The 20,259-nt window shown below is 64.2% G+C and carries 18 protein-coding genes; 8 read left to right on the top strand and 10 right to left on the bottom strand.

All coding sequences use genetic code 11. From position 1 onward, the window contains the following. The first annotated feature begins 14 nt into the window (after positions 1-14). The 4 genes from ADBZ9O_RS24455 (at position 15) to ADBZ9O_RS24440 (ending at position 4,869) form a co-directional block, all read left to right on the top strand. A complete protein-coding gene (locus ADBZ9O_RS24455) occupies positions 15-803 on the top strand; it encodes an SDR family NAD(P)-dependent oxidoreductase (protein WP_526525579.1) in 789 nt (262 codons plus the stop codon). A gap of 28 nt (positions 804-831) precedes the next feature. Continuing rightward, positions 832-2,070 carry an MFS transporter gene (locus tag ADBZ9O_RS24450; protein WP_526525578.1) on the top strand — a complete coding sequence of 413 codons (1,239 nt, stop codon included), beginning with the start codon at positions 832-834 and terminating at the stop codon, positions 2,068-2,070. A 118-nt stretch (positions 2,071-2,188) separates the two neighbouring features. Next, complete coding sequence (locus ADBZ9O_RS24445) at positions 2,189-3,127, top strand: glycosyltransferase family 4 protein (RefSeq protein WP_526525577.1); 939 nt, start codon at positions 2,189-2,191, stop codon at positions 3,125-3,127. Next, on the top strand, positions 3,124-4,869 hold the full coding sequence (locus ADBZ9O_RS24440; RefSeq protein WP_526525576.1) for an alpha-glucosidase: 1,746 nt from the start codon (positions 3,124-3,126) through the stop codon (positions 4,867-4,869). Before ADBZ9O_RS24445 ends, ADBZ9O_RS24440 begins: the two co-directional genes overlap by 4 nt. Here ADBZ9O_RS24440 and ADBZ9O_RS24435 read toward each other — a convergent pair. After that, positions 4,798-6,693 (bottom strand): CheR family methyltransferase, encoded by a 1,896-nt coding sequence (locus tag ADBZ9O_RS24435; protein WP_526525575.1) that lies wholly within the window; start codon positions 6,691-6,693, stop codon positions 4,798-4,800. The two genes, ADBZ9O_RS24440 and ADBZ9O_RS24435, sit on opposite strands and share 72 nt — an antisense overlap. Before the next feature lie 99 nt (positions 6,694-6,792). Then, entirely contained in the window at positions 6,793-7,791 is a 999-nt protein-coding gene (locus ADBZ9O_RS24430) for a chemotaxis protein CheB (protein ID WP_526525574.1), read from the bottom strand. Between the two features lie 390 nt (positions 7,792-8,181). Between ADBZ9O_RS24430 and ADBZ9O_RS24425 the strand changes: the two genes are divergently transcribed. After that, positions 8,182-8,622: a hypothetical protein gene (locus ADBZ9O_RS24425; protein WP_526525573.1), complete on the top strand. Its 441-nt coding sequence runs from the start codon at positions 8,182-8,184 to the stop codon at positions 8,620-8,622. Here ADBZ9O_RS24425 and ADBZ9O_RS24420 read toward each other — a convergent pair. Then, positions 8,619-9,347, bottom strand: a complete 729-nt coding sequence (locus ADBZ9O_RS24420; RefSeq protein WP_526525571.1) for an alpha/beta fold hydrolase — start codon at positions 9,345-9,347, stop codon at positions 8,619-8,621. The genes ADBZ9O_RS24425 and ADBZ9O_RS24420 overlap by 4 nt on opposite strands. Positions 9,348-9,489: 142 nt before the next feature. On the opposite strand from ADBZ9O_RS24420, the gene ADBZ9O_RS24415 reads away from it, so the two are divergent. Beyond that, positions 9,490-10,881 carry an HNH endonuclease signature motif containing protein gene (locus ADBZ9O_RS24415; RefSeq protein ID WP_526525570.1) on the top strand — a complete coding sequence of 464 codons (1,392 nt, stop codon included), beginning with the start codon at positions 9,490-9,492 and terminating at the stop codon, positions 10,879-10,881. Here ADBZ9O_RS24415 and ADBZ9O_RS24410 read toward each other — a convergent pair. The 4 genes from ADBZ9O_RS24410 to ADBZ9O_RS24395 form a co-directional block, all read right to left on the bottom strand. Beyond that, a complete protein-coding gene (locus tag ADBZ9O_RS24410; protein ID WP_526533454.1) occupies positions 10,878-11,531 on the bottom strand; it encodes a glycoside hydrolase domain-containing protein in 654 nt (217 codons plus the stop codon). The genes ADBZ9O_RS24415 and ADBZ9O_RS24410 overlap by 4 nt on opposite strands. A 112-nt stretch (positions 11,532-11,643) precedes the next feature. Further along, on the bottom strand, positions 11,644-12,306 hold the full coding sequence (locus ADBZ9O_RS24405) for a S1 family peptidase (protein WP_526525569.1): 663 nt from the start codon (positions 12,304-12,306) through the stop codon (positions 11,644-11,646). A gap of 46 nt (positions 12,307-12,352) precedes the next feature. Continuing rightward, positions 12,353-13,660 (bottom strand): NtaA/DmoA family FMN-dependent monooxygenase, encoded by a 1,308-nt coding sequence (locus ADBZ9O_RS24400; RefSeq protein WP_526525567.1) that lies wholly within the window; start codon positions 13,658-13,660, stop codon positions 12,353-12,355. A 117-nt stretch (positions 13,661-13,777) separates the two neighbouring features. Then, a complete protein-coding gene (locus ADBZ9O_RS24395; RefSeq protein WP_526525566.1) occupies positions 13,778-14,014 on the bottom strand; it encodes a hypothetical protein in 237 nt (78 codons plus the stop codon). A gap of 298 nt (positions 14,015-14,312) precedes the next feature. On the opposite strand from ADBZ9O_RS24395, the gene ADBZ9O_RS24390 reads away from it, so the two are divergent. Further along, complete coding sequence (locus ADBZ9O_RS24390) at positions 14,313-15,665, top strand: DUF4185 domain-containing protein (protein ID WP_526533452.1); 1,353 nt, start codon at positions 14,313-14,315, stop codon at positions 15,663-15,665. A gap of 17 nt (positions 15,666-15,682) precedes the next feature. On the opposite strand, the gene ADBZ9O_RS24385 is transcribed toward ADBZ9O_RS24390, so the two are convergent. Then, positions 15,683-16,729, bottom strand: coding sequence for a zinc-dependent alcohol dehydrogenase family protein (locus tag ADBZ9O_RS24385; RefSeq protein WP_526525564.1), 1,047 nt, complete (start codon positions 16,727-16,729; stop codon positions 15,683-15,685). A gap of 56 nt (positions 16,730-16,785) precedes the next feature. On the opposite strand from ADBZ9O_RS24385, the gene ADBZ9O_RS24380 reads away from it, so the two are divergent. Beyond that, on the top strand, positions 16,786-17,976 hold the full coding sequence (locus ADBZ9O_RS24380; RefSeq protein WP_526525563.1) for a CaiB/BaiF CoA transferase family protein: 1,191 nt from the start codon (positions 16,786-16,788) through the stop codon (positions 17,974-17,976). Here the strand turns inward: ADBZ9O_RS24380 and ADBZ9O_RS24375 are convergent. Both ADBZ9O_RS24375 and ADBZ9O_RS24370 read right to left on the bottom strand, forming a co-directional pair. Further along, entirely contained in the window at positions 17,968-19,074 is a 1,107-nt protein-coding gene (locus tag ADBZ9O_RS24375; protein WP_526525562.1) for an acyl-CoA dehydrogenase family protein, read from the bottom strand. The two genes, ADBZ9O_RS24380 and ADBZ9O_RS24375, sit on opposite strands and share 9 nt — an antisense overlap. A gap of 7 nt (positions 19,075-19,081) precedes the next feature. Then, the gene (locus ADBZ9O_RS24370; protein WP_526525561.1) at positions 19,082-20,257 is read right to left on the bottom strand and encodes an acyl-CoA dehydrogenase family protein; all 1,176 of its coding nucleotides are present in this window, start codon (positions 20,255-20,257) and stop codon (positions 19,082-19,084) included. Between the last annotated feature and the right edge of the window lie 2 nt (positions 20,258-20,259).

Genomic DNA, 20,259 nt, shown 5'->3' with positions numbered 1-20,259 from the left:
ACAAAGCGGACGCCGTGATCCAAGGATTTCGCGGTGATCACCAAGGACGGCTCCTCGGGAAGTCCGCTGTGATCACCGGGGCGGCGTTCGGTATCGGACGGGCGAGCGCCGAACTCTTTGCGCGCGAGGGGGCGCGGCTGACCGTGACCGACATCCAGGGCGAGTCGCTGCTGGCGCTGGCCGATGAACTGCGGCGTGCGGGTGCGGAGGTTGAGACGGTCATCGGCGACGTTTCGGTGGAGGACGACGCGCGGCGGATGATCGGGGCAGCGACCGACCGGTTCGGACGGCTCGATGTGCTGGTGGCCAACGCCGGCATCATCCCGTTCGGCGATGCGACGGAGGCGACCGCGGCCGACTGGGACGAGGTGATGGCCATCGACGGGCGCGGCATGTTCCTCACGTGCAAGTTCGCGATCGAAGCGATGCTGCCGACCGGTGGCGGCAACATCATCTGTCTCTCTTCGATCTCCGGACTGGCTGGGCAGAAGCGGCAGGCGGCCTACGGGCCCGCCAAGTTCATCGCCACCGGCCTGACCAAGCATCTGGCGGTCGAATGGGCCGACCGCGGCATCCGCGTCAACGCCGTTGCCCCAGGAACGATCCGGACCGAGCGGGTCAAGCAGATTCCCGAGGAGCCGGGTGGCGCGGAATACCTGGCCGAGGTCGAGCGGATGCACCCGATGGGCCGTCTCGGCGAACCGGCCGAAGTCGCCAACGCGATCGTCTTCCTCGCCTCCGATGATGCCTCCTTCATCACCGGCGTCGTACTGCCTGTCGACGGGGGATACCTAGCGCAATAACGTCGAACCTCATGACGAAGCCAGCGCGATGACCTATCTGGGTGAACTGCGGGGGAATTGGCGGCCGCTGACGGCAGCGACGACGGGCCTGAGCGCCGGCCTGAGCCTGAGTGCCTACACCAACGCCGCGATGGGGCCGCAGTTCCTGGCGGCGTTCGGGTGGAGCCGGTCGGACTTCGCGCTCACCGGTGTCATTACGCTGCTCACCTTCGTGTTTCTCCCCGTATACGGCCGCATCGCCGATCTCCTCGGGGTGCGCCGTGTCGCGACCATCGGGGTGGTGGGCCTACCGGCCTGCTGGGCGGCCTTCACTGTGATGACCGGTCCGATCTGGCAGTACTTCGTGATCACCTTCGCCATGATCGCGCTCGGCGTGACAACCACACCGGCCATCTACAGCCGCATCGTTGCCGCCCGTTTCGAGAAGGCGCGCGGGGTGGCGTTGGCCATCGCCATCTCGGGTCCGCCGCTGCTGGGCGCCATCGGCAGCCCCGCCCTCGATGCGGTGATGCGTGCGCATGGCTGGCGTGCGGGCTGCCTCGCCATCGCCGCGGTCATCGGCGCCATCGGCATCGTCGCCCTGATCCTCCTACCCGGTGAGGAATCGGCGACCAAACGCGCACGCGCACAACGTAAAGCGCGCAACGACTACGGGGCGATCAGTCGGAGTCGGGCGTTTTGGATTCTGCTGGCCGGCGTCCTGCTGTGCAACCTCTATCACACGGTCACCACATCCCAGCTTGGCGTGATGCTCGAAGACGCAATGGGATCCGGCGAGCGGATCGCTGTCCTCGTGTCGATCTTCGCCACCGCGGTGATCGTCGGTCGCTTCATTTGCGGCGTGGCGTTGGATCGCCTTCCGGCACAGGGTGTTGCGGCCATCGTGATGGGGCTGCCGGGCATCGGGTGTCTTTTGATCGCGTCGCCGCTGGATGGTTTCGGCGTGTTGGTGGTGGCTGTCTGCTGTCTGGGAGCGGCATGGGGTGCGGAGGGCGACGTCGTCGCCTACCTCGTTGCGCGACGTTTCAGCCTACAGATATTCAGCACTGTGCTCAGCATCCTGATGGCCGTGATCGGCGTCTCCTCCGCCCTTGGTGCGCTCGTGCTGAGTCACCTGCTGCGCACATCCGGCGGTTTCGACGGGTTCCTGACGTTGGCCGGGATCTCCGCGTTCGTCGGCGGTGCGTTGTTCCTCCTCTTGGGGCATCAGCCCGTCGTCGCGCCGGAAGCCGATGTGGCCGCAGACGAGGCCAGCACGCCGGGGTAGCGTTGAGCACATCCCCATTCAAGGCGCGGCCGACGGCCCCATCCGAATCGCCGTGCTGGCGCCCATCGCGTGGCGCACGCCCCCTCGTCATTACGGTCCATGGGAGCAGTTTGCGTCGTTGCTCACCGAAGGGCTCGTGGCGGCGGGGCACCGCGTCACGTTGTTCGCCACCGCGGACTCCATCACCACAGCCCGATTGCATGCCACCGCACCGGGCGGCTGGTCTGAGGACGCGTCGATCGACGCCAAAGTTGCAGAGTGTGTGCATATCGCCTCGGTTTTCGAGCGCGCCGCTGAGTTCGACGTCATCCACAACGGCTTTGATTTCCTGCCGCTGACCTACAGCCGCCTCGTCGCCACACCGGTGGTCACCACGATTCACGGGTTCTCGTCAGACCGGATCGTCCCGGTCTACGAGCGGTACGACGACGCAGGCGCCTATGTGTCGATCAGCGACGCGGACCGACATCCGAGACTGCGTTACGCGGCGACCATTCACCATGGCATCGACATCGAGACGTTCGCGGTCCATCCACGTCCCGGTGAGCATCTGCTGTTCTTCGGTCGGATTCATCCCGACAAGGGCACCGCCCACGCGATCGAGGTGGCCCGCAGATGCGGCCGGCGGCTCGATATTGCCGGGATCATCCAGGATGAGAAGTACTTTCGTGACGAGGTCGAGCCGCATATCGACGGCGAGACCGTGCGCTACCTGGGCGCTGTCGATGCTTCCATGCGGGCAGAGGTACTGGGGGGCGCGCATGCCCTGCTGCACCTGATCGATTTCGATGAGCCCTTTGGCTACAGCGTTGTCGAGGCGATGGCCTGCGGCACGCCGGTCATCGCGAACGCCAGAGGTTCGATGGGCGAGCTGATCGAGCACGGGGTGTCTGGCTTTCTGGTCGACGATATCGACGCAGCGGTGGGCGCAGTGGCCGCGGTCGCCGGCCTCGACCGCCCGAAGATCGCTGAGCTTGCGGCGCAACGTTTTACGGTCAGCGCGATGGTCGACAAGTATGTGACTGTGTATCGCGACGTGATCGGCAACCGGTCATGAGCCCACAGCACGATGCGTCTTGGTGGAAACATGCTGTCGTCTACCAGGTCTACCCGCGCAGCTTTGCCGACTCCAACGGTGACGGGTTCGGCGACTTGGGCGGGATCATGGGGCGGCTCGACTATTTGCATGAGCTGGGCATCGACGTGATCTGGTTGTCGCCGGTTTACCGGTCACCGCAGGCCGATAACGGCTACGACATCAGTGATTACCAAGATATCGACCCGCTGTTCGGCACCCTGGCCGAGTTCGACGCGCTGCTGGCGAGGGTGCACGGCCTCGAGATGAAGCTCGTGATGGATCTCGTGGTCAACCACACCTCCGATGAGCACCCATGGTTTGTCGAATCGCGTTCGTCGCCCGCCAGTCCAAAGCGGGATTGGTACCTGTGGCGCGACGCCCGCGACGGTGCGGAGCCCAACAATTGGGGCAGCCTCTTCGGGGGCTCGGCGTGGCAATGGGACCCACCCACCGAGCAGTACTACCTGCATCTGTTCGACCGCAAGCAACCGGACCTGAACTGGGAGCACCCAGAGGTGCGCCAGGCCGTCCACCAGATGATGCGGTGGTGGCTCGACCGCGGGGTGGACGGGTTCCGCATGGATGTCATCAATTTCATCTCCAAGACCGAGGGACTACCCGACGCCCCGGCCACCCCGCGGCAGCGGTTCGTCAACGCCTTCGAGATGTTCGCCGACGGACCGCACGTACACGAGTACCTCGCCGAGATGACCCGCGAGGTTTTCGGCGGCCGAGACGACGAGTTCCTCACCGTCGGCGAAATGCCAGGTGTGTCAACCGAACAGGCGCGGCTCTATACCGATCCGGCCCGCAACGAGCTGGACATGGTCTTTCAGTTCGAGCACATGTCGGTTGATCATGGCCCGGCAGGCAAGTTCGATGCCGCGGTTCATGAGGACGTCGCTGTTGATCTCGTCGTCCTGAAGGAGTCGCTGCACCGTTGGCAGGTGGCGCTGGCCGAAACCGGTTGGAACAGCCTGTATTGGGATAACCACGACCAGCCACGTGTCGTGTCCCGGTTCGGCGACGACGATCCGGCTTATTGGGCAGCCTCGGCAAAGGCGCTGGCGACCATCCTGCACGGTATGCGGGGTACCCCGTTCGTCTATCAGGGCGAGGAACTGGGCATGACGAACTACCCGTTCCGAGTTCTGCAGGACCACAAGGATGTCGAGGCCGTGAACTACTACCAGAGCGTGCTGGACAGTGGTGGTGACGAGAAGGCGGCGCTGGCCGGCCTGGCCAAGTTCAGTCGCGATAACGCCCGCACGCCAATGCAATGGGACTCCGGACCGCATGCTGGGTTCACCACCGGGTCACCGTGGCTGCCGGTCAACCCCAACTTCACCTGGCTCAACGCGGCAGCCCAAATCGGGTTAACTGATTCGGTTTTCGCGCACTATCGCACCCTCATCCGTCTTCGGCACGAACTGAGCATCATTCGAGACGGCGACCTCACGCCATTGCTGCCGTCAGATCCCCGGATCTGGGCTTACACCAGAACGTCTGCGGACGGAAAGCTCCTGGTGATCGTCAACTGTGGGCGCGACCCACAGGTGGTCGACGTCGACCCCGACTGGATCTCGGCAGAGTTGTTACTCGGCAACCTGGCGGGCACCCCAGCCGTCTTGACAACGGCGTCGGTCGACTTAGGCCCCTGGGACGCACGGATCTACTCCGCCAGGGGTCCCAGCGTCGTCGCTGATGGCCTCTATCAGTAGCAGTGCGCCGTTCAGCCTGTCATTGCCGGATCGGAATGCCGAGCACGTCACCCGCACCCGGATCGGGCGACCCCGCCGGTTCACCGCGTCCACCAACAACTCACTGGAGCTGTCTGGATCGACCAGGGCGGTGCCGATCAGTGGCCGGATCCCGTCCATTGGCAGCCCGATATCGAGGCTAGTTAGGACGACGCCTGTGGTCTCGTTGGCGCGCAGACCCCACAGTTCTTCTGAGCCACGGTTCCACACCACCACGCGCATGTCCTGGTCGACCACGATGACGCCACGGCGGATGGAGTTGACCAGTGCATCCATCGCGGTCCTGGCGTCATCGAGTTCCATGCTGCGCTCACCCAACGTGCCGTTGATGGTGTGCAACTCGTCGTTGGTGGACTGCAGCTCCTCGTTCATGGTCTCGAGTTCTTCGTTGGTGGACTGCAATTCTTCATTGGTGGTCTCCAACTCCTCCACCGTCGATTGCAGTTCTTCGTTTGTGGTTTCGAGTTCTTCGTTGGTGGACTGCAATTCCTCGTACGCCGTTTCCAGTTGACGATTGGTCTGAACGACCTTGTCCAATAGGGCACGCGTGGCGGTCACGTCGAAGAACACGATAGACACACCCAGCAGGCCGTTGTCGGTGTCTATCAGTGGATTGACATGGATCTCAAACCAGACCGCTTCGGAACCGGGCCGTTGCCACTGCACATCCTGGATCCGTGCCGACCGTCGCTCGACTTTCGCCTGCTCCAGATAGGCTCTCAGTTCCACTGGCCGGTAAGAGATTTCGAGGTCTCGTAACAGGCGGCCGATATCGCGCGCCGACAGCCCGAAACTGGTCTCGGCCTGCTGGTTGACCATGGCAACGGTGTCATCACCGGTGACGACAATCTGAGCGACCGGACTGGCTCGGAAGGCCAGATCGCGTACGTTCGTCAGGCCCTTGAGGTCGGCCTGGCGTTGCTCGTAGAGGACGACCGCGGGGTCATAGCGGTCCAGTCCGGTGCGCGAAATTGCAGCCTTGCTAAATATGCGGTGCTTCACATCCAAAGCGGTGAACCGGTCGGAATGGCTCAGCAGTGTTTCGGCGTGGCCGAGGAACAAGGTGCCCTGTGGTGCCAGCGCAAAGTGCAGTCGGTTCAACACATTTCGTTGGGTCTCAGCATTCAGGTAAATCAGCGAATTCCGGCAGACCAGCAGGTCGACCCGCGAGATCGGGGCGTCGCGGACCAGATCGTTACGTCCAAAGATGACGGCCCGGCGCAGATCTTTGTGGAATACGTAGCGCCCGTCGATCTCGTCGAAGTACTTGCTGAGTAGTTCAACGGGCATCGACTCGACCGCTCGGGCGTCATAGGAGGCCGCCCGCGCTTCGCTCAGCGCCTGATCGTCGATGTCGGTGGCGTAGATCTTGACGCGTTGCCGGAACCCGTCGAAGCCCAGTGCCTCGGCCAGAAGGATGGCCAACGTGTAGGCCTCCTGCCCGGAAGCGCATCCGGCGCTCCAGATCCGAATCGGTTCATGGGGGCCGCGCTCGGCGAGCAACGCCGGAATGACGTCGCGTTGGATGGTCTCCCAGGCCGCCGCATCGCGGAAGAAGGCCGTCACGTTGATCAGAATGGTGTTGAACAAGGCGACGAACTCGTCGGCGCTGGTCTGCAGCACATCGAGGTACTCGTCGAACGTCGAGATACCGGACTGACCCATTCGGTGCCGGACCCGTCGCATCAGCGACGTGCGCTTGTATCCGGTGAAATCGAATCCGCGGGCGTCACGCAGATAGCGCAGCAGCACCTCGAAGGCATCGTCGTCGGTGCTGGCGTCCATGTCCGTATTCACCCTTCCACCGCGTCGAGCGAGCGTCTCCGGAACATTACTCGTGGCTAGAGTGGGTTCTCAGGACCCAAGCCCTGGCCAGTGCTGCCACTATTGCCCAGTCGTCGAGGGGCTGGCCGCGGTCTTGCGCGAGCTGAGGATGGTCAATGCGCGTTCGGCCGTCGTGACCTGTTCGCGGTAGCGATCGAACAACACTTCTGAGCCCGCCGTGGCGGCCATCCGCTCGGCCAGTCGCACCTTCTCCTGCAGGCTTCGAACGGCTACCCAGAGGGCGCCTTCGACCTCGTCGTCCCTGGCCCGCAATAACGCCTCGGCCGACCAGGCGTGCCCGACGTGGCAGCGATAGTTGGTCTCGCCGACGGTCGCCAGCGAACCGTTGCAGTCCGGGCAGGTGAACCCCGACGGAGGCCCGAGGGCCACAATGTCGACGTTGGTAGAGAACGGCCGGGCCATTGCGATCTGGTTCTCCAGTTCCAGGTTCCGATCTGACGCCGCGACCCGCTCCTCGTGCTCCTGTGCGGCGAGTTGCGTTAGCAATGAACCGATTTCGGTCGCCTTCACCTGGTAGTCCGCGGCTCCGACGGCCAACGCGTTAGCGGGCATGGCAGGGAAGATCGCATCGTCCGGCGTTTGGACAATGGTGGTGCCGCCGCGGGACTGAATGGCCTGCAGTCCGAGCACGCCGTCATCGAGGACACCGGATAACAACACGCCAACAGCGCGTGGGCCGTACGCCAGCGCCGCCGAACGGAACAGCGCGTTGATCGCCGGTCGGTGGCCGTTCTCGGTCGGGCCTTGAGAGAGCACTGCCCGATGGTCTTCAACCATCAGATGCCGGTCCGGCGCGCAGACGTAAATCCGTTGCGCCTCTAGGGCCGTGCCGCCGACGGCTGTTTCCGCGGGCAGTGGCCCGGCTCGGTCCAAGATACGGGCCAGTACGCTCGGCGCAGCGGCAGGCATGTGCAGCACTACCAGCACTGCGAAAGGCAGGTCGGCGGGTAGTTCCGCCGCCATCCGCGTCAGCGCTTCGACACCGCCCGCAGAGGCGCCGACGGTCACGATTCTTCGCAGGTCGTCGAGATCGGCCATCACGCCCACCCGCTCCCATTGGCGTTCACCCGAGTGTAGGGAGTAATCAGCACCAATATCGCCGAGTCAACCAAGGGTTTTGAGTGGCTGATTTTTGGTTACCCCAGCGTCGGCAACAGCGAACGACTGTTTGTCACCAGACCGCCTACCGGTGCGCCGACAGACCCCCGACCCGTCGGCGCACCGGGAGGTTCGCCCTACAGCAGCCGGTCGGGGCACCCACTTCGTCAAATCTCTTGTGCTCCACAATGATTACTTGTACTCGCCGATGCTCTTGATGCTGTCGAATACCCCGGCGGGCATCGCGACAACCGGTACCCGGACAAACGCTGGATTTTGATCGCTACGAAACGCCGGTGCGACCTTGTTCCACCGGCCTAGACTTCCGGCATGCAACCGCCGGTGATGCTCATCAGTGAGGTCCTCAGCGCTCTCGCGGGGCGCCTGGGTCATACCGCGCCCGGCGATGCCGACGATTGGGTCATCACCCTTACCTCGCTGTTGGTGATGTTCACCGTCGGAGGCGTTGCCGTCGGGTTGGCGAGGCGGCTGACGCGCAGACCTGCGCCCGAGCTCACCGTGCTGCTGAACCAGTCCGCAGCGTTCTACAGCCGTTGGCCCGAGGACCGACATGCCACCGCGCCTGCCGGCGAGCTAATGGCCGAGGCGGCCAGGTGTCAACGGATCGTCGAGCTGTTGGAGCGACGTGCGGAGGCCAACAGCGGACCGGCTTCCCGCGGGCCTATCGATGGCCTCAATGCATGGATCGCGTTGTTGCACAAACGGATCCATACGCGCGATGGCGCACCATCGGGGCCGGCGTACGCCTAGCTGCCCTGGATCGCGTCTGCTCGGTCGACGTGGTCGCGGACGAGCCGGGGGTAGCGGCCGCGATCCGGCCGGAAGATGTCGTGGGGCGAATCGCTGAACTCGACCAGCTGCGCGCCGGGAAAGAACTGCCGGTAGCTGGTCCAGTCAGCGTCGCTGATGATCAAGTCAGTACCGCTGCGGACGGCTAGCAGCGGGATGTGAAGTTGCGATAGCGCGTCCCACATCGAGCGCTCTCGGGCGAGGTGGAAGGTCTGTATCGCGGCGTCGCTGTCCAAGCGCTCACGGACCGGTGATCCGCGCCAGCGGCCGTCGAGCAGATTACGGGCCTCGGTATCGGTCACGACGCGCTCCTCCGGCACGTAGTCGCCGATCGAGATCGACCGGACTCGGTCGGGATGCTCGACCGCCCAGCCGACCGCGTACGTCGTCCCCCTGGAGAACGTCACAAGATGAACGGCCCCGGTGGTCACAGCGTCGACGATGGCGCCGACGTCCCCACACAGCGCGGCGAAGTCGTACCCGCGCTGGGGTGCGCTGCTCTGGCCGTGACCGCGGAACTCCATCACCACCACGCGGCGACCGAAGAGTGGCATGGCGTGTGTGTAGTCCTCGGCGACATCCGTCATCCCGGGAATGAACACGATCGGGGCACCCTGATCATCGCCGCCCGAATCCAGATAGTGCAGGCGAACGCCACCGTTGGAGATGTGGCACGAACTGAACATGGGCACTCATAACGGATAGCACCCCGCACCCGATTTCGCCGAATCGTACCTTTGGGTCGGAAAGTGCGAGTGGCGAATTCTCTTCTGTCACATGCGTTTCAGATGCGGGTTTTGTGTCGGTGGGGGTTTGTAGTGTTTGGGTATGAGTTCGGCGTTGGTTTCTGATCGCGATACCGTCCTTGCGGCGTTGTCGGGGTTGGAAGCCGCAATCGACGCCATGGCCGGGGTGTCCTTTGACGGGCTGACCAACCCCGAAGTGGTCAAAGTCCTAGCCCGGCTGGAAACCCTGACCCGGCGCCAACCGACAATTCAACATCGGTTGCTGGCCAAGCTAGTGCGCGAGGGATCCGCGAAAGAGTTGGGGGCGAAGAACTTCGCTGATGTGTTGACCACCGCCCTGCGGATCGGAGCCAAGGACGCCAAACGGCGCCTCGCTGATGCTGAGGAGCTCGGTGAGCGCACATCGTTGACCGGTGAACCCCTGCCGCCGGTGATGCCACACGTCGCGGCCGGGCAGGCCGCCGGTGTCATCGGTGCCGAACACATCACGATCATTCGGGGATTTTTCACCCAGTTGCCGGTCTGGGTGGACCTACCGACCCGGGACAAAGCCGAAGCCGAGCTCGCCGGGGTGGCCAGTGAGTTCGGGCCCGAGCAGCTCCGGTCGGCGGCAGCGCTGATCGCGGCGTTAGTCAACCCCGACGGGGACTTCTCCGATGCCGATCGGGCCCGCAAACGCGGCATCACGATCGGCCGGCAAGGCCCCGACGGGATGAGTAGCATCAGCGGGCAGCTCACCCCGGAAGCCCGGGCCACCCTGGAAGCAATATTCAGTAAGTGGGCTGGCCCCGGGATGTGCAACCCTGATGATGACAAGCCGTGCACCAAAGGCACCCCGAGTGAAGCCCATATCAAGGGTGATCACCGCACCCCGGCGCAACGCCGCCACGACGCGACCGTCGCGATGGGCCGCTCCCTGCTGTCCTCGGGAAAGCTGGGCCGCCACCACGGGCTACCGGTCACGATCATCGTCTCCACCACCCTGGCGGAGTTGGAAGCCAAGATCGGGGTGGCCCGCACCGCCGGCGGCTCGCTGCTGACGATGTCTGATGTGATCCGGATGGCCTCGCACGCCTACCATTACCTGGTCATCTTCGACCACAATGGCCGAGCTCTGCACTTGGGTCGCTCGAAACGGATCGCTTCAGCTGATCAACGTATCGTGCTGCACGCCCGGGATCGAGGGTGCACGTTCCCGGGTTGTGATGTGCCCGGCTATCTCACCGAAGCTCATCACGCCGAATGTGACTGGGCTGACGGTGGATTGACCGATGTCGATGACCTCGCCGCGGCCTGCGGATCGCACAACAAATTCGTCAGACCCGGCGGGTGGCGCACCCGCAAACGCCGCGACGGCCGCACCGAATGGATCCCACCCCCACACCTCGACACCGGCCAAGGCCGCGTCAACCTCAACCACCACCCCGAAGAACTCCTCCACCCACCCAAGGACCAGGACGAAGCACCGGATTAGCGGTCTACATCCCACTGTCCGAAATCGTCAGCCAGAACATCGTTTACGTCGACGTGGGTGTCGCCGAGGGGCGCGCCCGGGCTCGAGGTGGTGTCCACCACAGCCTGATAGAGCACTGCCCTGGCCTCTCGCTCACCACGCGACCAGGCCCTGGTCTGCCACGCCCACCAATGACCAGCTGTGTTCGACGATCCGATAACGCCGTCCTGGATCGCCCAACTGCAGGCGCGCGCATGCCCGTAGATTCCGGTGCGGTTGGCGCCCAGTATGGAGTTGATGCCCTGAAACCATTGTGCAGCAACGCTATTCCAGGTGTCGAGGTCGATGTCTTCGTCCACGCTGAAGAAGATCGGCGCCGAATCCGGTCCGCCTGCAGCCCCGTGTAGCCGCAGCGCTGTCTGTGCGTCTGCCACGCCACCGTCATATCCGCGGGTGTAGTCGGACGGGTCGGGCCAACCGGGTTTCCCGTACTGATAGCAGCTGACCACGTGAAGGCCGGCCACCCGCAGCGAATCTGCAAACTCGCGGGTGACGGGTTTGAAATCGAAGGTGGCGCCCTGTCGGAGCTCGGAGACATAGACCAGCGCTCCGGCATACCCTCCCGACTTGATCTGGTCGGCCGGTACCAAGCGTTCCGAAAAATCGATCATCTTGCCGTTGTCGGCAGCCGATGCCGACGGGGCCGTGAGGCTCAGCACCACCGGCGCGGATAGGGCGTAGGTGAGTGCGGTGCGCCGGGAGACCCGACGGTGATTACGGGCGCTACTCAATGATCGTCAGGCCCCACTGGTTCAACAGCGGCGCCACCAGGGCGAAGTAGCTGGTGTTGTCATCGCCTTCGGGAGAGGACATCAACAGTCCGACCGCGCTGACCGTGCCGTCGGGGTTCTTCACAAACCCGGGGCTGCCGCTATCGCCCTCGAGGCTGTACACGCTGGCTTCGACCACGTTGCCGTCGATGCTCGTGATCGCACCGCACGTCTCACCGGTCACCGCCCCGGCCTTGCAGAACGGCATCCCGACCTTGAGTTGCTCCAAACTCAGCACGTCGCGCACCGGGTACACGCCGTTGGGATCACCATCCGGCACGCCCACCTCGGGGTTGAGCTTGATGATCGCGGCGTCCTTGACGTCACCCTCCCGCTCGCTTGCGGTGATGTACCCCAACGGAATCTCGTCACCATAGGTCCACAGCGAACCGTCATGAGCGTCGCAATGTCCGCTGGTCAGCAGGTAATAATTGCCCTGCCCGTCGCCTGCGGGGAATCCTGCAGTGCACCGGCCGCTGTCGTCGTCGACCTCCATGCCGGGGGTGGGCGTCGGGTCGTCGTCATCGGCGAACGCAGGTGCCGGGACGGTCAACGTTGCGGCGGCCACTGCGCTCGCGACCACTGTTGCCGCTCTCACGATCCAGCGTGCCTTCACCGCAAACCCCTTTGCTGAGTTGAGCGGTGATGCTAGCAAGCCAGAGTCAGAACGCGCGCAGGTTTTCCCGCAGCGTGGGGTATTCATAGGATTCCCGCACTCGCCCGAGATCGCGAAGTGCGGGCACGAGTCCTTCGGTGATATCGGTGACGTATCTGCGACTGAGATGCTGCACCGGCGTGGTGAGCAGGAACCCGTCGCCGCCAACGGCGTCCATGGCCTCGGCCATCTGAGCGGCCACATAGGCCGGAGTGCCGACCAGCGGCAGGCAGCTGGCAAAACCCGTTGCTGCAGTGGCTAATTCGCGCAGAGTCTTGCCACTGCCCGCTTGGGCGAACTTGTTGAGTGACCCCTGTTCACCGTTGGTGGTCAGGGGCGGCAGCACCTCGTCAAGCGGGAACTTGGAGAAGTCGATATCGGTAACGGTTGAGATCATCCCGAGTTGGCTGGTGATGAACGCGTCGGTGTTGACCATTTTCTGCCGCTTTTGCTCGGCATCGTCGGGGCTGTCACCCAGCACGGGGGTCAGGAGGAACAGGACCTTGATGTCATCGGGATTGCGGCCGGCAGCTTCGGCGCGCGCGCGAATATCGTTGCGGTAGTCGATCATCCCGTTGATACCTTCAGCCACGGCAACGATCGAGTCGGCGGTCTCGGCGGCGAACTGGCGCCCCCGCGGCGAACCGCCCGCTTGCAGGTAGACCGGTCGACCCTGGGGCGTGCGTGGAACGTTGAGGGGGCCGCGGGATTTGTAGAATTTGCCGACGTAATTGATCTCGTGAACCTTCGTGTGGTCGACGAATGTTCCTGTCTCGCGGTCCATTACGACGGCATCGTCGTCCCAGGATGACAGCAAGCGGGTCACCACGTCGACGTATTCGTCGGCCATGTCATAGCGTTGTGCCCGAGGCGGCAGGGTGTCGAGGCCGACGTTATGCGCGGCCTGCTCTTCACCCGAGGTGACGATATTCCACCCGAATCGTCCGTCGGATAGATGGTCGAGGCTGGCGATCAGACGGGCCAGCGTGAACGGGGGATAGGACAGGATGGACGCTGTTGCGATCACCCCGAGCTTGGTGGTCGCCTTGAGGACCGCCCCGGCCAGCACGGTGGCGTCCAATTTCGGTACCTGAAGCGCATGTTTGAGCGTCTCCTCGGTGGAGCCCCCGTACGCGTTCGACACCATCAGGGTGTCCTCGATCATCAGGTAGTCGAAACCGGCACCTTCGAGCATCAGGGCCATCTCGATGTGGAAGTCGGCGTTGGTCCACGACGTGTTGACCCGATCGAAGGGGTCCATCCACTGCGGCGGTGCGTAGTTCATGAACCAACCGAGGTGCATCTTCTTGGACACGACGACTCCCAGACGTAGACGAATCGATGAATCGTCAGTGCACTGTCGGACGGTTTCCGGACTGTGGCCGGGTGCGAAATTCGGTATTGCGCCAGGGCCGGCCGCGAACAGGCCAGGTCAGTTAGGTGACAGCGCCTTTGCCGCCGCACGAAGCAACCGGGTCCGGGCGGCCGGGCGGTACTTGCGGCGCAGGAAGGCGCCCGCGACCGTGCCGCAGAAGAAGCCCAGCATGAACGGCCGACGCGGTCGCTGCTTCCGGCGAGCGACTGCCGAGCCGGCGTATCCACACAGCGATGCCGTCAGGGAGACAGCAATGAGCAGCCAGATCACCGGTGTGACGCCGAGCCCGCTCATAACGCCCGATCCAACCACCGCCACTGCGGCCAGAACACCGTCGATCGGGGTTCGTGACCGAAGCGCATTGCAAACGTTAGGTGGTGTCGTGAGTCCGTTGAACGCCGTCGGCGGTCAATCACGGTCACGACACGGTCTCAGATGAGCATCTGTTCGTCACTCGCAGAGCACATCAGTCACACCAATCACTATCGTCACATCAGTGTCGTCGTGCCCTCGAAGTCCCCGGATAGCTCCGATATCGGTAGCTGGGCGCGGTGTTCGTTCGGTTTCGCAGGCGGCCATCATCGGTCTTTGCCTGCCGATCGGCATCGGGATAGGCCTGGCGCCGCAGGCCGCCGCTGAGCCCTGCACTGGCGCGGCCGCTTCAGCGCAGCCCGTCGCCGGTCAGGCCGTCCGGATTCCGAGCCCGTCGGCGTTGGCACCGTTCGACCGCCCCCTTGGTCACAAGCCCACCGGCGCGAATGAGCAAGCGCCGCTACCGAAGTTGGGCCAGTTACCGTTGGCGATCCTCAAAGCATTCGTGCCGAAGTCTTCGCAAGCGCAGGTGCAACAACAAGCCGCGGTCGCCCCGGCCACACCAACAGTGACCGAAACGGCACCGGCACCGGTGGCAGCTCAACCGGCCCCGCCTGCGGCCCCACCAGGAACATCCATCGTCGGCTGGGTGACCGGGCCGGACAGCCCCAACGAGACGATCCAACGATTTGCCATCACCGGAACCGACCTCGGCATCATGTGGGACAACGGCGATCCCGCCAACAATCAGGTGTTGATGGCATTCGGCGATACCTACGGTTACTGCGGCATTCCCGGCAGCCAGTGGCGATACAACGCGTTGTTCCGCAGCCAGGACGGTGCGCTGTCCAACACAGTCAGCGTGCCCAACGGGGCGGTGGCGAACAAATACTCCGGTTCGCCCGTCTGGCAACCCGGAATCTCGAAACAGATTGTCAACAGCATCAATTCGGCACCGACAGAGAAGGGCATCATTCCGACCTCTGGTGTCGCCGTGGGGAAGAACCAGTACCTCAATTTCATGTCCATCAAGAACTGGGACAGTAACGGTGCGTGGACAACGAACTTCTCCGCTGTCGCGGTCTCGGCCGATAACGGCGAAACCTGGGGTGTCTACCCGGGCACCGTCCGCACTCCCGGCGCGGGGAACGAGAACTTCCAGCAGGGCGCGTTCCTCAAGCCCGGCCCCGGCGATCCGTACCTGTACTCGTTCGGGACTCCGGCTGGACGCAGCGGCTCGGTCTACGTGGCGCGGGTGTCCCCGAACGTCATCCCTGATCTGACGAAATACGAATACTGGAACTCCGACAACGGATCGTGGGTCCCCGGCAATCCGGCAGCCGCGACGACGGTGATTCCCGGCCCGGTCGGCGAGATGTCGGTCCAGTACAACACCTACCTCAAGCAGTATCTGGTGCTCTACTGCAACGGCAACAACGACGTCGTGATGCGGACATCGCCTGCGCCCCAAGGCCCCTGGGGACCTGAACAATTACTCGTGACGTCCGCGGAGATTCCTGGTGGCATCTACGCACCGTTCCTGCATCCCTGGTCGACAGGCAAAGAGCTGTACTACAACCTGTCGCTGTGGTCGGCCTACAACGTGATGTTGATGCATACCGTTTTGCCCTAGTGGCTGCCCCAATCCCGTCAGATCAGTCGCGGATCGATCAAGGTGACGCCAGCGGGGGAGGCAGTGTCGAGCGACGGCAGCAGATGTGCCCCCTCGGCCAGTCCGACAATGCGCTCGATCAGATCCTGTGGTCGTAGGGTGCCGGCTTCGACCAGCCCCAACATGTCGGGGTAGTCCACCGCGGCCATACCGTGACTACCGAGAACGTCCAGCTCCCAGGCGATCACCCGATCCATGGGCACCGCAGGATGTCCGTCAACGGCAGGCAGCAGCCCCACCTGAACGTGGCGGCCACGACGTCGCAGGCTGTGGATGGCGCTTGCGCAGGTATCCGCGGAGCCGACCGCATCGACCGCGACGTGACTGCCTCCCTGGGTTAGGTCGTGCACGACGGCGGTGACGTCTCCGCTGCCGTCGGCGAGCACGGTGTGCTCGGCGCCGAGACTGCGTGCCAACGCCAACGCTGCTGGGGTTCGGTCCACCGCAATCACTTTCGCCCCGGCGGCGACGGCGATCTGTACGGCGCTCAGTCCGACCCCACCAGCTCCGACCACCGTTACCCATTCGCCCGGTTGGACCGCGGCCCTGGCGTGCAACGCGCGGTAGGCGGTGGCGAACCGGCAGCCCAGTCCTGCCGCGGCGGCGTCCCCGATCTCCTCAGGCACAGCGACCAGATTGGTGTCGGCAGAATGTAGCGCGACGTACTGGGCGAAAGAGCCCCAGTGGGTAAAGCCCGGCTGAGTCTGCTCGGGGCATACCTGTGCCTGACCGCTGCGACACCACCGACAGTGTCCGCACCCGCAGATGAACGGTGTGGTGACGCGGTCACCCACCGTCCACCGCCGGACATCGGCGCCGACTGCGGCCACCACTCCCACCAGCTCGTGCCCCGGCACGTGGGGCAGCACCACGTCGTCGTCATGACCGGCCCAGGCATGCCAGTCGCTGCGGCACAATCCGGTGGCGTGCACCTCGACGACCACCCCACCTGGTGACGGTGCCGGGTCGGGGACCGACCGGACATCCACTAAACCACCGAACTGCTCGAAGACGACTGCACGCATGAAGCTATCGTCCCGCGTGTAGACCGGAATGAGTGGCGACCGAAAGAAGTGACACAGTGGCCGGACCGCTTGCAGGTATCAAGATTGTTGAACTCGGCGTGTGGGTGGCGGCACCGGCAGCGGGCGGGATCCTCGCCGACTGGGGTGCCGACGTCATCAAAATCGAGCCGCCGACGGGAGACCCCGCCCGGACGTTCGGCCGGATGTTGGGTCTACCGCAGGACGGCGAGGTATCGGCCAATCCGCCATTCGAAATGGACAACCGGTCCAAGCGCAGCATTGTTCTCGATCTCACGTCGGCGGATGACCGCTCATCGGCAGGCGAATTACTCGCCGACGCCGATGTTTTCGTCACCAATCTGCGCCCCGGCGCGCTGAAACGTATCGGGCTGGACTTCGAGACCCTGGCCGCCAGGAACCCTCGGCTGGTGTACGGGCTGATCACTGGTTACGGCATATCAGGCCCCGACGCCGACCGGGCCGCCTATGACGTCGCCGCATTCTGGGCCCGCGCCGGTCTGGCGCACCTACTCACCCGGCCCGGTGAGACGCCACCGTTTCAGCGCGGCGGGATGGGGGACCACACCGCAGGGATGACCTTGGCCGCGGCGGTGTGTGCGGCGCTGGTGTGCAGAGCCAGCACCGGGAAGGGCCAACTGGTGACGACCTCGCTCTACCGACAGGGCGCCTACACCGTCAGCTTCGATCTCAACACCTTCCTGCTCACCGGCCACCCCATCGCGATCGGGCAGCGGGAGACGATGGGCAATCCGTGTATGAACAACTACACCGCCGGTGACGGTCGACCGTTCTGGATCGTCGGTCTGCAGGGGGAGCGGCACTGGCCTGCTCTGTGCGCCGCCATCGGACGAACCGACTGGCTGACCGACCCGCGCTTCGACACCCCGCGCGCTCGATTCACCAACGCTGCCGAGCTGATCGGCGAGCTTGACGACATCTTTGCCGGCAAGTCACTGGAGCAGTGGGCCGAAAAATTCGCCGGCGAGCCGGATTTCTTCTGGTCACCGATCAACTCGATCGAGGACGTCATCGCCGACGAGCAGTTTCATGCCGGCGGCGGCATCGTCGATGTGCCAGAAGGCGATTCGATTGTCCCGATGATCGCCACGCCTGCAGACTTCCACGGCACCCCATGGGCCCCTAGGTCGACGGCGCCCGGGCTCGGCGAACATACCGCCGAAATCCTGGCCGAGCTCAACGCGCGGACAGCGGCGAGCTCACAGTGAGACGGTCCCGTAAGAACCGAGGCCCGGGATCAACGTGTGCAGTTGATCATCGGCCGAGCCCAACGTATGGCCGATGGCGGTGAGCCGGGCAGCGTAGTGACCCACCGGGTATTCGGCGGTCACGCCGATACCGCCGTGCAGCTGAATTGCTTCCTGCGCGATATGGCGCCCCGACCGGCTGATCTGCAGCTTGGCGCGGGCGGCGATGACGGGGTCGAAGTTTCCGTCGGCCACCGACATGGCGGCGTAGAAATTCATGCTGCGCGCCAGCTCCAGGGAGACGTACATGTCGGCGGCCCGCTGAGTCAGCGTCTGAAAGTTGCTCAACGGCACGCCGAATTGCTTACGGCTGGTCAGGTAGTCCGTGGTGAGCCGCAACGCCTCTTCCATCGCGCCGACCGCCTCAGCGCACAGCGCCGACTGGTGCCGGATCAGGGCCTTCTGCAAAGCGGCGCTCGCATCGCCACCGGCGCCAAGTGGTTGTCCCGCAACTGAATTCAGATCCAGGTGGGCGGCGCGCTGACCGTCGAACGTTCGGTAGGAGCGGCGGCTCACCGATTCGGCCGTGACCACGAACAAGCCGACCCCGCCGTCGGGCAGGGCGGCACTGACGACGAATACGTCGGCGCAATCACCGGCCAGCACCGGGTTCTTGTGCCCGGAGAGCACCCACGAATCACCTTGGCGCTCAGCGCGGGTGGTGACGTCCGGCGTCAGGCCACGCATACCGGGCTCTTGATGTGCCAGCGCCAGCAGCGTTTTGCCCCCGGCGACCTCGTCGAGCACCGCACGTTGGCTGTCGTCGCCGAGCTCGGCGATCACACCGCCGGGAATCAGCGCGGCCGCCACCACCGGTTCGGGGGCCAGCCGACGCCCGATCTCGGTGAGCACGACCATCAGCTCGATCTGCCCGGCCTCATCCGGGTCGAAGCCGAGTCCGAGGATGCCGATGTCTGCCAGCTGTGACCAGACCTCCCTGCTCCACCCGAGTTCGGTGTCCGCGACCTTGATGCGGGTTTCGATGTCGTATGTCCGGGTCAGGGCCTCGCGGGTGACGTCGCGCAACAGGCCCTGCTCGTCGGTCAGATCGAAGTCCATGGTGTCCTCACAGTCCGAGAATCGTCGAGGCGATGATGGTGCGTTGCACTTCGTTTGTGCCGCCGTAGATCGAGGTCTTGCGATAGTTGAGGTAACGCGGGGCGGCGAGCTGCGCCCACTCCGGGGATGCGATGTCGTCCCCGGCGTCGGTGGGTAACGCGTCTGGGCCCGCGACGTCGACAAGTAGTTCGGTGACAGCCTGTTGCAGCTGGCTGCCTTTCAATTTGAGGATCGACGACGCCGGGTTGGGTTTGCCGTCAGCCTCGGATCCGCTGACCCTCAACTGGGTCAGCTCCAGAGCCAGGATCTCGTTCTCGATCTCGGCGACGCGGGCGGCGAACAGCGGGTCCTCCAACAGAGTTCCGCCTGCGGTGGGCGTATTTGCCGCATGTTCCTTGACCTGTGCCAGCCACACTTTGGTCGTGCCGATCCTCGCGATGCCGGTGCGCTCATTGCTCAATAGGAACTTGGCGTAGGTCCAACCGCTGTTCTCCTCGCCGACCAGTTGATCGGCGGGGACCCGGACGTCTTCGAAGAAGACCTCGTTGACTTCGTAGCTGCCGTCGATCAACTTGATGGGGCGCAACGTGATTCCCGGCGTCGACATCTCGGCGAGTAGGAACGAGATACCGGCCTGTCGCTTCGGTGCGTTCGGGTCAGTGCGGGCCAGGACGAAGATCCAGTCGGCGTACTGGCCGAGGGTGGTCCACGTTTTCTGGCCGTTGATGACGTACGAATCACCGTCGCGGACCGCGGTGGTGCGCAGCGATGCCAGATCCGAACCCGCTTCCGGCTCGGAGAACCCTTGGCACCACCAGATATCGAGGTTGGCTGTCGGCGGCAGGAATCGCTCCTTGAGTTCCTGAGAACCGAACCGGGCGATCACCGGACCGACCATGCTGGCGTTGAACGCCAGTGGTTCGGGTACACACGCCAACCGCAGTTCATCAGCCCAGATCTGGCGTTGAAGTGGGGTCCAGTCCTGCCCGCCCCATTCCACCGGCCAGTTGGGCACGGCGATCCCGCGCTTGTTCAGGATCTGCTGGGCGATGACCGCGTCCTCGGGGAATCTGGCCTCACCATGGCGGACCCGCTCACGGATATCCGCCGGAATCTGCGTGGTGAAGAACTCCCGCAGGTCATCGCGGAACGCGGCTTCGGCGTCGCTGAGCGCCAACTTCACTG

The sequence above is a fragment of the Mycobacterium sp. genome (assembly GCF_965229105.1).
Taxonomy (GTDB): Bacteria; Actinomycetota; Actinomycetes; order Mycobacteriales; family Mycobacteriaceae; genus Mycobacterium.
The sequence above is the reverse complement of the archived record's forward strand: the minus strand, read 5'-3'. Positions and strand labels throughout refer to the sequence as shown.

Bases quoted from the DNA above. Each gene is read 5' to 3' on its own strand.
- ADBZ9O_RS24450 (WP_526525578.1), top strand. From the start codon at position 832: ATGACCTATCTGGGTGAACTGCGGGGGAATTGGCGGCCGCTGACGGCA.
- ADBZ9O_RS24440 (WP_526525576.1), top strand. From the start codon at position 3,124: ATGAGCCCACAGCACGATGCGTCTTGGTGGAAACATGCTGTCGTCTAC.
- ADBZ9O_RS24435 (WP_526525575.1), bottom strand. From the start codon at position 6,693: ATGGACGCCAGCACCGACGACGATGCCTTCGAGGTGCTGCTGCGCTAT.
- ADBZ9O_RS24430 (WP_526525574.1), bottom strand. From the start codon at position 7,791: ATGGCCGATCTCGACGACCTGCGAAGAATCGTGACCGTCGGCGCCTCT.
- ADBZ9O_RS24425 (WP_526525573.1), top strand. From the start codon at position 8,182: ATGCAACCGCCGGTGATGCTCATCAGTGAGGTCCTCAGCGCTCTCGCG.
- ADBZ9O_RS24420 (WP_526525571.1), bottom strand. From the start codon at position 9,347: ATGTTCAGTTCGTGCCACATCTCCAACGGTGGCGTTCGCCTGCACTAT.
- ADBZ9O_RS24415 (WP_526525570.1), top strand. From the start codon at position 9,490: ATGAGTTCGGCGTTGGTTTCTGATCGCGATACCGTCCTTGCGGCGTTG.
- ADBZ9O_RS24410 (WP_526533454.1), bottom strand. From the start codon at position 11,531: ATGATCGATTTTTCGGAACGCTTGGTACCGGCCGACCAGATCAAGTCG.
- ADBZ9O_RS24395 (WP_526525566.1), bottom strand. From the start codon at position 14,014: ATGAGCGGGCTCGGCGTCACACCGGTGATCTGGCTGCTCATTGCTGTC.
- ADBZ9O_RS24385 (WP_526525564.1), bottom strand. From the start codon at position 16,729: ATGCGTGCAGTCGTCTTCGAGCAGTTCGGTGGTTTAGTGGATGTCCGG.
- ADBZ9O_RS24375 (WP_526525562.1), bottom strand. From the start codon at position 19,074: ATGGACTTCGATCTGACCGACGAGCAGGGCCTGTTGCGCGACGTCACC.